We start from the raw sequence: 12,723 nt of genomic DNA on the forward strand, positions 1-12,723 counted from the left end.
CACGTATGATACATACCCGCCAAAAAAACGGGGCCCGAAGGCCCCGTCTTGCTTCCACTGTCTGAGCAGGATCAGAACTTGTGGATCATGCCAGCGGAGAAGCCGCTCCACTCGATGCCAGGATACATCGGCGAGCCGCTGAGGTCGTCGTCGACCTGGGTGTACAACACGTAAGCCTTGGTGCGCTTGCTGAAGTTGTGGTCGAAGCCAATGGCCCAAGTGTAACGGTCACCTTCGAGGTCGTCTCTCAGGTTATTGAGCGAGATGGTCTCGTTCAGGTTGGTCGCGAACGAGCCAGCATTGCTGCGATCGACCGAGCCGTACATAGCCTTAACAGAGTTGTTACCAAAGGCATAAGCAGCCTGAATCTGCCACAGGCTCTGCTTCTCGACGGTGTCAGCAGTGCCCAGGAAGATATCCCCATTGGCATCGATAAAGGTCAGTGCCGAACGCTGCTGTCCGCCTGGGAGGTTGTCCTGCTGCTCGTAGATACCGGTCAGGGTAAAGCCGTTCCAGTCGAGAAGGCCGAGGCCGATACGCCACTTGTCGTACGAATCGTTGATGTAGTTGCAGCTCGGAGTCGGATCACCGACTGAGTCGATGCAAGCCGCGCCACCCCGCAGACTGGTCTGCGAGTCCATGAACATGTCGGCATCCAGCGACTCGTAAGCAACAGATGCGTAGAACGGACCGTTGTTGTAAATACCAGCCAGCGAGAAGGCGCCCGCGAGCGAATCTTCGTTGATGTTCGCGCCAGAGCCTGCGGTTGCGCCACCGCCGGCGACCACGGCACCCATGAACGAGAAGCCCGAGAAGCTCGGCGAGATGTAAGCGATGACGTTATCGGCGCGGATGTCATCAAATCCGACGGTGCCGTTGTAGTCAGCCATGGTGTCGCTGAACAGATCCAGCTTGCCGGTGGAGATCTTCAGCGGGGTGTCATGACGACCAACCAGGGCGGTACCCCAGTTGCCGGCCAGACCGATGAAGCTGTTACGGTAGCTGATACCACCGTTGTTGCCGCTCGGAATATTGTCATCACCAGCGCCCAGATTCAGGCCAAGCTCGACCTGGTAAATCGCCTTCAGACCGTTGCCGAGATCTTCGGAGCCCTTGACACCAATGCGGTTGGCGCGGCTGGCACCCGGCATGAAACTGCCTTCATTCGAGATACCCCAGCCCTTAAAGTCCTGGCCACCACGGACGATTGGATTACCGGCCGCGTCAAGGTAAATCGTGCCTGGGGCAGCGACATTGCCATTGGGATCGGCGTAATAGCTGGCATACGGGTTGCCGTCTAGGTCAGTCCCTCTAACAGCGGCATCAGAGACGTCCGCATAGTCAATCGACATGTTCAGCTTGCCGTACAGGGTGGCCTCGGCCATCGCGGCGGCCGGGGCGACCATCGCGGCGGCGATGGCCAGGGTCAGAATCTTTTTCTGCATCTTGATCTCCGCTGTGTTGTGAATAAGACGAAAGATTGCACCAACCTTCCGCAATCGTGCCTTGCAACCGAAATAGTAGACTACGACGGCACAGCTCGCAACAGTTTTTTTGAAAAAAGAGACAATTCCCGCGCCAGTTGTATCGCAGCAACAACTCGATCTGCAGCAGGCTCAGGAACGGTGTCGGGCGTGCCGCTTCTCAATGACAATCATCGGCTTAGCAAATGCTTAACGGACACTTCTGCCACGCCATGCTATGTCCCAACTGCCGCTGGCGCAACATCAACGTGGCGATCTTTGCACAGTTGGAAAGGTCTTGCTGCCTGAGCGCTCGCATGGCGTCGCACTGCCGATCAGGTTGATGATAGATAGACGACCCCGTGCAACACTGTCGCGACTCACGTCGCGACTCAGGACGTCTCGCGGTCAACGACGAATAGCAGCTACGATGCGATTTAGCCCATCCCGATCCTTGACGGAGGCCGCTGATGCTCCCGCTATCGCAAACCCTACTGACCACGAGCACGCTTCTGTTCCTGAGCATCCATCCCGGAGCACTGCTGTCTGCAGCGCCCCACGACGGCAGCCGAGACGCTGACCGCCCCGATGACATCATCGATGTGAGCGCGATCATCCCAGGCGTGGCCTTGGACATGCGCTACACGACTGCGCACAACTTCGTCGGCCGCCCAATCCCCGGCTACGAAGCCACAAAGTGCTTGTTGACGCGCCAGGCGGCAGTCGCCCTCGCCGATGTTCAGGCGGCGCTCATCGAGCAGGGATACCAACTGAAGATCTACGACTGCTATCGACCGCAGCGAGCCGTGGATGCTTTCGTGGCTTGGGCCGAGGATCTTGACGACCAGCGGATGAAGACCGAGTTCTATCCGAACGTCGACAAGCAGCACCTGTTTCGCGACGGCTACATCGCGAGCAAGTCCGGCCATAGCCGGGGCAGCACGGTTGATCTGACCATCGTGCCGAAGCCAGCTCCGACGCAGCCGGCGTTCGATGTCGAGGCGCAGGTCTCTTGCGAGGCGCCATACGGCGAGCGTTTCGCCGACAACAGCGTCGACATGGGAATCGGATTCGACTGTTTCAGCCCGCTGTCACATACGCTGAGTCCTGCAATCACAGGCAAGGCGCACGACTATCGACTCCTATTGAAGGGGCTGATGGAAGAGGCTGGATTCAAGAATCTCGACGAGGAGTGGTGGCACTTCACCTTGCATGATGAGCCGTATCCCGAGACCTACTTCGACTTTCCAGTTGACTGAGCCGTTTACCGGAGGATCTCAGAGAGTTCGATATCCTTTTCAAGCATATCGTTCACCATGTCGCCGATCGTTTGGCCGTTTGCCTTCGAGCGAGCCTCTAGAAAGGCGAGCACGTCATCGCGCAACGTGACAGACACGCGCGCCTGGCCAGCAAAGCGATTCGGCTGCGCGCGTGAGTAGTCGAGATCGTACTCGGGAAGTATGTCGTCAGGACTGTCGATCATCATCTCGCTGGTGGATCTTTGAAGACATCAATGGCATCGTTGAAGTCGACACCGTGCTTGCGAAGGTTGCTAGCCGCCTTCGCTGAGTCCCACTCGAAAATCATGCCTTAACACCGAAGACGCGACCTTTGGGTGAGCTCAGCTAAACGGCCATCGCCCGAAGGGCTAAGCTGGCAGCCCGGCTCAGTTGTTCTGGATCACAATCCGCGGGAACTTGGCCGCATAGTCCTTCGCCTGCAGCGAGAGCTTGGCTGCGGTCTTGCGGGCGATCTCGCGATAAAGCTCGCTGATGCGCGATTCCGGATCAGCGACCACCGTCGGCTTACCGCCATCGGTCTCGACGCGGATCTGCATGTCGAGCGGCAGCGAGCCGAGCATGTCGATCCCATACTGCTGCGACATGTTTTCGCCACCGCCCTGGCCGAAGATATGCTCCTCGTGACCGCACTTGGAGCAGATATGGATGCTCATGTTCTCGACGATGCCAAGTACCGGTACCTCGACCTTCTGGAACATCTTCAAGCCCTTGCGCGCGTCCAGTAGGGCGATATCCTGCGGCGTGGTGACGATGACCGCACCCGAGACGGGCACCTTTTGTGCCAGCGTCAACTGGGTATCACCAGTGCCCGGCGGCAGGTCGATGACCAGATAATCCAGCTCGGACCAATTGGTGTCGTTGAGCAACTGTTCCAGCGCCTGGGTCACCATCGGGCCGCGCCAGATCATCGGCGTCTCTTCCTCGATCAGGAAGCCGATCGACATGGTCTGCAGGCCGTGGCTGACCATCGGCTCCAGTGTCTTACCGTCTTTCGATTCCGGCTTGCCGGAGACACCAAGCATGCGCGGCTGCGATGGACCATAGATGTCGGCGTCCAGGATACCGACCTTGGCGCCTTCGGCCACCAGCGCTAGGGCCAGATTGACCGCGGTGGTGGATTTTCCGACGCCGCCCTTGCCGGAGGCGACTGCGATGATGTTCTTGACGCTATCGATCGGCTTCAGCGACTTCTGCACCGAGTGCGCCTTGACCTGCCAGCCGACATCGACCTGCGCCATACTGACGCCATCGACGCCTTCAACCTGCGCCTTCACCGCATCGGCGATGGCTTGCTTGATCCCGTCCGCCGGGAAGCCGAGCAGCACCTTCACCTTGACCTGGTCGCCCTCGACCTCGATACCCTTGATACAGTTGGCGGAGACCAAGTCCCGGCCCAGATGCGGCTCGTTATAGCCCTTGATGGCGGCTTCGACAGTCTCTTTGGTCACTTCGGTCATGGAGAGCTCCGTTGTCTGTGGCGACCGCGGTGGCCCGCGGGCTGGCATGATTCTGTAGGATGCGAGCGCCGCGCTTTGCCAGCTTACGCTGACGCCTTCGGCCCCGTCGCTGGCACTCGAACTGGTATCAGCAATCGCTAATTCAAGCCTGCTCGGCGATCTGTACGGCGCACCTTGGTAAACTAGTCCCTCCAACCCAGAGCTTTATGTAATGAGTCAGCCCCGCGACATCCTGGTCACCAGCGCACTGCCCTACGCCAACGGCCCGATCCATATCGGCCACCTGGTGGAGTACATCCAGACCGACATCTGGACGCGGTTCCAGAAGATGCGTGGAGAAAACTGCTGGTACGTCTGCGCCGATGATGCCCACGGCACCCCGATCATGCTCAAGGCTCGCCAGGAAGGCATCACGCCGGAGGCCCTGATCGCCCGCGTCGCCGAAGAACATCGGGCCGACTTCGCCGGCTTTCGCGTCGCCTTCGACAACTATCACTCGACCCATTCCGATGAGAACCGCCATTTCGCGACCCTCATCTACGAGCGCAATCGCGACGCTGGGCATATCGCCAAGCGGACCATCGAGCAGGCCTATGATCCGCTCGAGCAGATGTTTCTGCCGGATCGGTTCATCAAAGGCGAGTGCCCAAAGTGCGGCGCCGCCGACCAATACGGCGACAACTGCGAGGCCTGCGGCGCCAGCTACTCGCCCGCCGAGCTGAAGAATCCGCGCTCGGCGGTCTCCGGCGCCGTACCCGAGCAGCGTACCTCCGAGCACTATTTTTTCCGCTTGGCCGATTTCGAGCCCATGCTCAAGGCTTGGACCCGTGGCGGCAGCCTGCAGGGGCAGGTCGCCAACAAGCTCGACGAATGGTTCGATGCCGGGCTGCAGGAATGGGACATCTCCCGCGACGCGCCCTACTTCGGCTTCGAGATCCCGGACCACCCCGGCAAGTTCTTCTACGTCTGGCTCGACGCGCCGATCGGCTACATGGCCAGCTTCCAGCACCTCTGCGACAGCGCCAAAGGCCAGGCCGCGGGGCTCGACTTCGACCACTACTGGGCGCCGGACAGCAGCGCCGAGGTCTATCACTTCATCGGCAAGGACATCATCTATTTCCATGCGCTGTTCTGGCCGGCAATGCTGCACGGCGCCGGCTTCCGCACCCCAACCGCGGTCTTTGCGCATGGATTCCTGACCGTCGACGGCCAGAAGATGTCGAAGTCGCGCGGCACCTTTATCAAGGCGCGGACCTACCTGGACCATCTCAACCCGGAGTATCTGCGCTACTACTTCGCCGCCAAGCTCAGCGCGGGTGTCGACGACATCGATCTCAGTCTGGACGACTTCCAGGCGCGCGTGAATTCGGATCTGGTCGGCAAGGTGGTCAACATTGCCAGCCGCACCGCCGGCTTTATCAGCAAGCGCTTCGACGGCCGGCTCGCCGCTGAGTTGCCCGACCGCCCGCTGTTCGAGACCTTCGTCGCCGCCAACGGCCCGATCGCCGAGGCCTTCGAGGCGCGCGAATACAGCCGCGCGGTGCGCGAGATCATGACGCTGGCCGATCGCGCCAACCAATACATCGATGAGCAAGCGCCCTGGGTCGTCGCCAAACAGGAAGGGCGTGAAGCCGAGCTGCAGGCGATCTGCACCCAGGGCCTGAATCTGTTCCGCCTCTTGATCGGCTGGCTGAAGCCGATCCTGCCCGGCACCGCAGAGGCTGCCGAGCAGTTCCTGCAGATCGAGCCGCTGACCTGGGACGCGCTCGCCACGCCGCTGTTGGATCAGGAGATCGCTAAGTTCAAGCCGCTGATGACGCGCATCGAGCCGGCGCAGATCCAGGCCATGCTCGAGGCCTCGAAAGAGGATCTGGCAGCGTCTAGCGCGCACTGATCGATCAGTTCAGACACACCGCCAGATGGTCGTTCCACCTTATTTCCTGACGACACAAGCCGGACGGCTAGCGTTGATGTGCTCGTCAGATCCGATGGTCAGGCCGCATGTTTGACCTCAATATCTACGCCGCGGGCCTTGCGGTCGTCCTCGCACTCGCCATCAGCGCTTGGCTGATCAGTATCCCAGCGCGCAATGTCAGCCTCGTCGACAGCCTCTGGTCGCTGTTCTTTCTGGTGCTGACGCTGGTCTACATCACTTGGGCGCCAACGCTCGCGGCGCGCGCGTACATCCTGCTGTTCCTGGTCACGGTCTGGGCCACCCGGCTCTCGGTGTTCATCACCCTGCGCAACAGGGGCCAACCAGAAGACCGGCGCTACCAGGCGATGCGCGCCGAGAACGAGCCTGGATTCTGGCTCAAGAGTCTCTATCTGGTGTTTGGGCTGCAGGCGATCTTGGCCTGGGTGATCTCGCTGCCGCTGCTCGGTGGCATCCTCGGCTCGGCGCCACTCGGTTGGCTAGACTATCTGGGCGTGTTGCTCTGGCTCATCGGGTTCGGTTTCGAGGCCATTGGCGATCAGCAACTCGCCGCCTTCAAGGCCCATCCGCTGAGCCGAGGGCAGGTGCTCGACCATGGTCTGTGGCGCTATACACGCCACCCGAACTACTTCGGCGAGGCCTGTGTCTGGTGGGGGTTCTACCTGCTCGCGCTGGCCGCCGGGGCCTGGTGGAGCCTCCTGGGCCCGGTCCTGGTGACGCTGTTATTGCTGCGGGTCTCAGGGGTTGCGCTGCTGGAAAAGGACATCGCCGAGCGCCGACCGGCTTATCGCGACTATATCTGCCGAACCAACGCCTTCTTCCCCGGACCACCGCGCGCAAGACCAAACGTCAACTGACGCCCATAGCGAGTCACCAGCCAGGCAATAAGCGCCTGTTCCAGGGTAGCGATTTCGGTTCATGCGGCCAGAGGTGAAGGCCGAAAAGACCCACAGATGAACACAGATCGACACAGATGCACACCGATCTTTTCATTGACGACCGGCAGCGTCCATCTATACCGCAGTAATGTTTATCCTTGTCCAACTGTTGTTCAGGCAGCCTAAGGGCACAAACTTTGCCGTATGAGCCACCCTCTCTTCTGGAGTCTCCCGATGTTCAATCAACGCGTTCGGCCCGCCCTCGTCGGCGGTCTCTTGGCGCTGGCCTTGCCTTTGACACTGACCAGCCTCGCAGTGGGCGCATCGGTCGATCAGACCTTTCGCTTCGAGGTCCTGCTCGACGACAAGCCGATCGGCGAGCATCGCTTTGATATCGATGTCAGCGGCGATCAACAACGGGTCACCAGCCAGGCCGAATTCGAGGTCGATTTCTTCTTCATCACCGCCTACCGTTATCGCCACCAGAGCAACGAGCTGTTTCGCAATGGCTGCCTGGAGCGGCTCAGCTCGACCACCAACGACAATGGCACCCGCTACAAGATCGACGGCTCGGCGGTCAGCAATGGCTTCCGCGTCGATCGCGGCGAGGACGTCGAGCAATTCGATGGCTGCGTCAAGACCTTTGCCTACTGGGACTCAGCCATCCTGCAGCAGCCCAAGCTCCTGAATCCACAAACCGGAGAGCTCGAATCGGTCAGCGTGCAACAGCGCGGAGCGGAGCAGGTCGCCGTCAACGGCAGCGAGGTTGAGGCGACCCGTTTCGAGCTGGTCACCGACGAACTGACCATCAACCTCTGGTATAACGACGAGCTGGGCTGGGTACGGCTCGCCAGCGATACCGGCAAGGGCGCCCAACTGATCTACCGGAGACTCTGATGCGTCGATTCCCACAGGTGCTGCGACTGCTGCTCGCGGCTGGCATCCTCAGCCTGCTCAGCGGCTGTATCGAAACTGGAGGCGAACCGATGAAGACGGTCGATCGAGTTGACCTAGAACGTTTCATGGGCGATTGGTATGTGGTCGCGAATATCCCCACCTTCGTCGAGAAGGGCGCGCACAACGCCGTCGAGTCCTATGCACTGAATCCCGATGGCACCATCGCCACCACCTTCACCTTTAATCAGGATGCCTTCGACGGCCCGCAGAAGGTCCATCACCCGAAGGGCTTCGTGCTCGACACAGCGACCAACGCCCGCTGGGGGATGCAGTTCATCTGGCCGATCAAGGCCGACTTCCGCATCATCTATCTCGATGACGACTATCAGACCACGGTGATTGGGCGCGCCAAGCGTGACTATGTGTGGGTGATGTCGAGAACGCCCGACTTCAGCGATGCGGAATTCGAGGAGATGAAGGCCTTCATCGAAAGCCTAGGCTACGCTCCCAGCAAGCTCCAGCGCGTGCCGCAGCAGGGCGTTTGACCAGGCTGGCTGCTCAAGCTGGCCATTCACGCTCGCTACTCGAGCTGACGCTGAGAATTGCTACAATCCCGGATCTCTCTTGCGACTCATTCCCGGAACCCGCCTCGTTTGACTGCCCCCCGCACCCTGCTGGATGACCAAAAGCCGCTCGCCTCGCGCTGGCTGCGGCTTTCGGTCGGGCTCGGCTTGGGCAACGGGGTGCTGCTGATTCTCCAAGCCTGGCTGCTCGCCCAAATCATTGACACAGTTGTCTTCGGTGACGCCAGCCTAGACCAGGTTGCACCCTGGCTCTGGCCCCTGCTCGTGCTCTTCGCGGTGCGCGCAGGCATCGCCTGGGCCTCGGAGCAGAGCGCCTTCCGGGCCGCGGCGCAGGTCAAGATCAGCCTGCGCGATCGGCTTTATCGCCATATCCAGGCCGCCGGCCCGGCCTGGATGGCCGGGCAGCGCAGTGGCGCCATCGCCGAGGATCTGACCCGTGGCATCGAAGCCGTCGAGGCCTACTACGCGCGCTACCTGCCGGCGATGTCGCTGACCGCGCTGATCCCACTGGCGATCCTGATCGTGGTGCTGCCGCTGGACTGGCTCTCGGCGCTGATCATGCTGGTGACCGCGCCATTGATCCCGGTGTTCATGATTCTGATCGGCAGCAGTGTGGAGCGGCTGAATCAGCAGCTCTGGAAGGAATTGGCCCGGATGGGGGCGCATTTCCTCGATGTGATCCAGGGCATGACGACGCTGAAGCTGTTCAACGCCAGCCGCCGCGAGGCCGAGGTGATCGCGCGCATCTCCGAGGACTATCGCGCCAGCACCATGCGCGTCCTGCGCGTCGCCTTCTTGACCTCGGCGGTGCTCGAGCTGTTCTCGACCCTGGGCATTGCCATCATCGCGGTCTTCATCGGCTTCCGGCTCTATCAGCTCGATCTGCCGATCCCGGACCTGATCGCGCCCCCCGAGATCAGCTTCGTCACCGGCTTCTTCATCCTGCTGCTAGCGCCCGAGTTCTATGCGCCGCTGCGCAATCTCGGCACCCATTATCACGGACGGATGGAGGCGATCGCCGCCGCCGAGCGCCTGGTCGCGGTGATGGATACCGAACTGCCGGCACCCCCAAAACAGCTTGCGAGCCTGAGCGCGGACAGCCCGCTGCACATCCGCTTCGAGGACGTCTCGTTCAGCTATGAGCCGGGGCGACCAGCGCTCGCTGGCGCGCAGCTTGAGATCAAGCCCGGCGAGCGTGTCGCCTTGGTTGGGCCCAGCGGTGCCGGTAAGACGACGGTCGCAAACCTCTTGCTCGGCTTCATCCGGCCAGAGGCAGGTCGCATCAGCATCGATGGCGAAGACCTCAACGCGCTGGCGATCGACGACTGGCGCCGGCGGCTCGCTTGGCTGCCCCAACAGCCGCGACTGTTCCAGGGCACGATCGCCGACAACATTCGCCTCGGGCTGCCTGATGCGAGCCTTGCCGAGGTGCGCCAAGCCGCCGAGCGCGCACAGGCCGCCGAGTTCATCGATCGGCTGCCACGCGGCTATGAGACGACGGTCGGCGAGCGTGGCGCTGGACTCTCCGGCGGCCAGATCCAGCGCGTTGCCCTGGCGCGCGCCTTCTTGCGTGATGCGCGCTTCGTGATCCTCGACGAGGCGACGGCTAGCCTCGACCCCGCCAGCGAGGCGCTCGTCCAGCGCGCGCTCGACCAGCTCGCTGAGGGCCGATCGATGCTGGTGATCGCGCATCGGTTGAGTACGGTGCGCAATGCCGATCGCATCCTGGTGATTGACGGCGGGCGGATTGTCGAAGCTGGCTCACATGCCGAGCTGATCGAACGCGATGGCCCCTATCGGCAGATGGTGCGACTGCTGGAGCCTGGAGGGGCGCATGTCTGAGCTCATCCGTCTCTGGCAGCTGTTCCAGCCCTATCGTGGCTGGATGCTGGGCGGCTTCGCCGTCGCCTTGATCACGTTGCTGGCGAATGTCGCGCTAATGGCGGTCTCGGGCTGGTTCATCACCGCGATGGCGGTCGCTGGCGCGGCTGGCGTGGCGATGAACTATTTCGCCCCAGCCGCACTGATCCGCGCCAGCGCCATCGGCCGCACCGCTGGGCGCTATTTCGAGCGTCTGATCACGCACGAGGCCACGCTGCGCCAGCTCGCCGGGCTGCGAGTCTGGTTCTATCGGCATCTGGAGCCGCTGGCCCCGGCGCGGCTGATGGAGTACCACAGTGCCGATCTTCTGACCCGCATCCGCGCCGATATCGACGCGCTGGATAACCTCTATGTCCGGGTGTTGGTGCCCGTGCTGGTCGCGATCACCGCTGGGCTCGCGTTCTTCCTCTTCACGGCGATGTTCGATCTCGGGCTCGCGCAGCTGTTGCTGGTGATGCTGCTGATCGCTGGCGTCGCCCTACCCTGGGCTGGACATCGGCTCGGCAAACGGCCCGGGCGGTGCATCGTCGAGATCCAGGCTGAGCTGCGCCAGGCCGGCATCGACGGCACCCAGGGCCTGTCCGAGCTGCTGATCTATGGGGCTGCCGACAGCCACGCTCGGCATCTGGACGCGCTCAGCCGGGCGCTGGTCGCCGAACAAGAGCGCATGAGTCAGCTCACCGGCATCGCCCAGGCCGCGACTGGCCTCACCGCCAATCTGACCCTCTGGGGCATGCTCTGGCTCGGCATCCCGCTGGTGCATGATGGCAGCCTGGCGCCACCACAGCTGGCGATGCTCGCGCTGTTCTCGCTCGCGACCTTCGAGGCCGTCGCGCCTTTGCCGATGGCCTTCCAACAGCTCGAATCGACGCTGACCGCGGCGCGCCGGCTATTCGCGATCGTCGACACCGAGCCGGCGGTGCCGGAGCCAACCGGCCCCGCGCCGCAACCGAAAGACAGCGGGCTGGTGATCGAGGGACTGCGTTTTGCTTACCCCAGCAAGAGCAGCCTGAATGATCACTCCGGCACGGGATCAAGCGCGGATGCGGGCATCCATATCGACTCGGCCCAGGAGCGCCTAACGCTCGACGGCATCGATCTCCAGCTGCCACCGGGTCGGCGGGTCGCTATCGTCGGCGCCACCGGCTCCGGCAAGACCACGTTGTTTAACCTGCTACTGCGCTTTTGGGCACCCGAGTCCGGCTCTATCCGGCTCGGCGGGATACCGCTCGAACAGTTTCCCGGCGAAGACCTGCGCAGCCGCATCGCATTGGTCTCGCAGCACACGCATCTGTTCGATACCAGCATCCGTGAGAACCTGCTGATCGCAGCCCCCGACGCCCCGCAAGGGGTGCTTGAGCAGGCCTGCGCAACCGCCCAGATCCACGACTTCATCGCCGAATTGCCCGATGGGTACGACACCTGGGTTGGCGAGACCGGCGTGCGGCTCTCGGGCGGCCAGGCGCGACGCATCGCCATCGCCCGCGCGCTGCTCCGTGATGCCCCGATCTTGCTTCTCGATGAGCCGACAGAAGGCCTCGATGCCGTCACCGAGCGCGCGCTGATGGATGCCGTGCAACGGCTCATGGAAGGGCGCACCGTCCTGTTGATCACCCATCGGCCGGTCGCGCTGGCGCAGATGGACGAGATCCTGGTACTCGATCACGGCCGCGTCGTCGAGCGCGGCACCCACACCGAACTGCTCAAAGCGCCGATCTACCCACGCCTGCTTGGATTGGATCTCGACGTCTAGCTGAAATCCGGGATTGCTTACTCCTGGATTTGCGTTCAATGCATCAAGAGCGTTCGCGACCCAAACACGGCGGGCGTCCTGCTGAGAATTCAGACGATCTCACCCGCTTCGGCCAGCAATCGATGGATCAAGCGCGCCACATTGTCATCTTTGGCCTGCCCGGCCTCGATCTCATCTCGCACCGCTTGCGGCAGCAGCACCCGATCGAACAGCCCGCACAGAAGCTGCTCTTGGCCAATCCCCAATAGCGCGATCATTGGTGATGCATTGACAACAACGCGTTTAGGCATGACCGATAGCGTCATCATCTAGGTCTTCCTGAAACGGCGATACGCCGAGTCGAGACAACGCCCACATGAACTCGACACGCGTCAGGCCCGCGATCTCCGCACCACGCTCCTGCGAGATCAGCCCAAGCTCATACCATTTCGCCGCGGCGGCCATACGGAGTTCCATCTGCATCTCTTGCGGGTCTTTGCGCAAGGCGGCAAAGGCGCCGTCGGGCAGATCAAATGCGATCATTGTCATCACAAATCTCCTAGAAAAAGCGCTCTACGCGTTCCATGATGAAACAAC

General features: G+C 61.9%; 12 protein-coding genes and 1 pseudogene. 7 read left to right on the plus strand and 6 right to left on the minus strand.

Features of this window, described 5'->3' with window-relative positions; genetic code table 11:
- Positions 1-71: 71 nt before the first annotated feature.
- Positions 72-1,445 (minus strand): porin, encoded by a 1,374-nt coding sequence (locus CKO42_RS03970; protein ID WP_200239617.1) that lies wholly within the window; start codon positions 1,443-1,445, stop codon positions 72-74.
- Between the two features lie 488 nt (positions 1,446-1,933).
- Here CKO42_RS03970 and CKO42_RS03975 point away from each other — a divergent pair, with 488 nt between their 5' ends.
- A complete protein-coding gene (locus CKO42_RS03975) occupies positions 1,934-2,722 on the plus strand; it encodes a M15 family metallopeptidase (RefSeq protein ID WP_200239619.1) in 789 nt (262 codons plus the stop codon).
- Between the two features lie 5 nt (positions 2,723-2,727).
- Here CKO42_RS03975 and CKO42_RS03980 read toward each other — a convergent pair whose 3' ends face one another.
- The 3 genes from CKO42_RS03980 to apbC all read right to left on the minus strand — a co-directional run bounded on the left by CKO42_RS03980 (position 2,728) and on the right by apbC (position 4,221).
- The gene (locus CKO42_RS03980; protein WP_200239621.1) at positions 2,728-2,949 is read right to left on the minus strand and encodes a hypothetical protein; all 222 of its coding nucleotides are present in this window, start codon (positions 2,947-2,949) and stop codon (positions 2,728-2,730) included.
- On the minus strand, positions 2,946-3,050 hold the full coding sequence (locus CKO42_RS27870) for a BrnT family toxin (protein ID WP_200239623.1): 105 nt from the start codon (positions 3,048-3,050) through the stop codon (positions 2,946-2,948). Before CKO42_RS27870 ends, CKO42_RS03980 begins: the two co-directional genes overlap by 4 nt.
- Before the next feature lie 79 nt (positions 3,051-3,129).
- Positions 3,130-4,221: an iron-sulfur cluster carrier protein ApbC gene (gene apbC / locus CKO42_RS03990; protein WP_200239625.1), complete on the minus strand. Its 1,092-nt coding sequence runs from the start codon at positions 4,219-4,221 to the stop codon at positions 3,130-3,132.
- A 211-nt stretch (positions 4,222-4,432) separates the two neighbouring features.
- Here apbC and metG point away from each other — a divergent pair.
- The 6 genes and pseudogenes from metG to cydC form a co-directional block, all read left to right on the plus strand.
- A pseudogene (gene metG, locus CKO42_RS03995) lies at positions 4,433-6,109 on the plus strand (methionine--tRNA ligase); the annotation flags it as partial.
- Between the two features lie 113 nt (positions 6,110-6,222).
- Positions 6,223-7,011, plus strand: a complete 789-nt coding sequence (locus CKO42_RS04000; protein WP_200239627.1) for a DUF1295 domain-containing protein — start codon at positions 6,223-6,225, stop codon at positions 7,009-7,011.
- Between the two features lie 255 nt (positions 7,012-7,266).
- Positions 7,267-7,929 (plus strand): DUF6134 family protein, encoded by a 663-nt coding sequence (locus CKO42_RS04005; protein ID WP_200239629.1) that lies wholly within the window; start codon positions 7,267-7,269, stop codon positions 7,927-7,929.
- Entirely contained in the window at positions 7,929-8,474 is a 546-nt protein-coding gene (locus CKO42_RS04010; protein WP_200239631.1) for a lipocalin family protein, read from the plus strand. The genes CKO42_RS04005 and CKO42_RS04010 overlap by 1 nt, the downstream gene beginning before the upstream one ends.
- A gap of 108 nt (positions 8,475-8,582) precedes the next feature.
- On the plus strand, positions 8,583-10,355 hold the full coding sequence (gene cydD / locus CKO42_RS04015; protein WP_242479105.1) for a thiol reductant ABC exporter subunit CydD: 1,773 nt from the start codon (positions 8,583-8,585) through the stop codon (positions 10,353-10,355).
- The gene (gene cydC / locus CKO42_RS04020) at positions 10,348-12,147 is read left to right on the plus strand and encodes a thiol reductant ABC exporter subunit CydC (RefSeq protein ID WP_200239633.1); all 1,800 of its coding nucleotides are present in this window, start codon (positions 10,348-10,350) and stop codon (positions 12,145-12,147) included. Before cydD ends, cydC begins: the two co-directional genes overlap by 8 nt.
- Before the next feature lie 89 nt (positions 12,148-12,236).
- Here the strand turns inward: cydC and CKO42_RS04025 are convergent, their stop codons facing one another.
- Both CKO42_RS04025 and CKO42_RS04030 read right to left on the minus strand, forming a co-directional pair.
- Positions 12,237-12,437: a PIN domain-containing protein gene (locus CKO42_RS04025; RefSeq protein ID WP_200239635.1), complete on the minus strand. Its 201-nt coding sequence runs from the start codon at positions 12,435-12,437 to the stop codon at positions 12,237-12,239.
- Positions 12,430-12,675: a UPF0175 family protein gene (locus CKO42_RS04030; protein WP_200239637.1), complete on the minus strand. Its 246-nt coding sequence runs from the start codon at positions 12,673-12,675 to the stop codon at positions 12,430-12,432. The genes CKO42_RS04025 and CKO42_RS04030 overlap by 8 nt, the downstream gene beginning before the upstream one ends.
- Between the last annotated feature and the right edge of the window lie 48 nt (positions 12,676-12,723).

The organism is Lamprobacter modestohalophilus, from assembly GCF_016583905.1.
Classification (GTDB): domain Bacteria; phylum Pseudomonadota; class Gammaproteobacteria; order Chromatiales; family Chromatiaceae; genus Lamprobacter; species Lamprobacter modestohalophilus.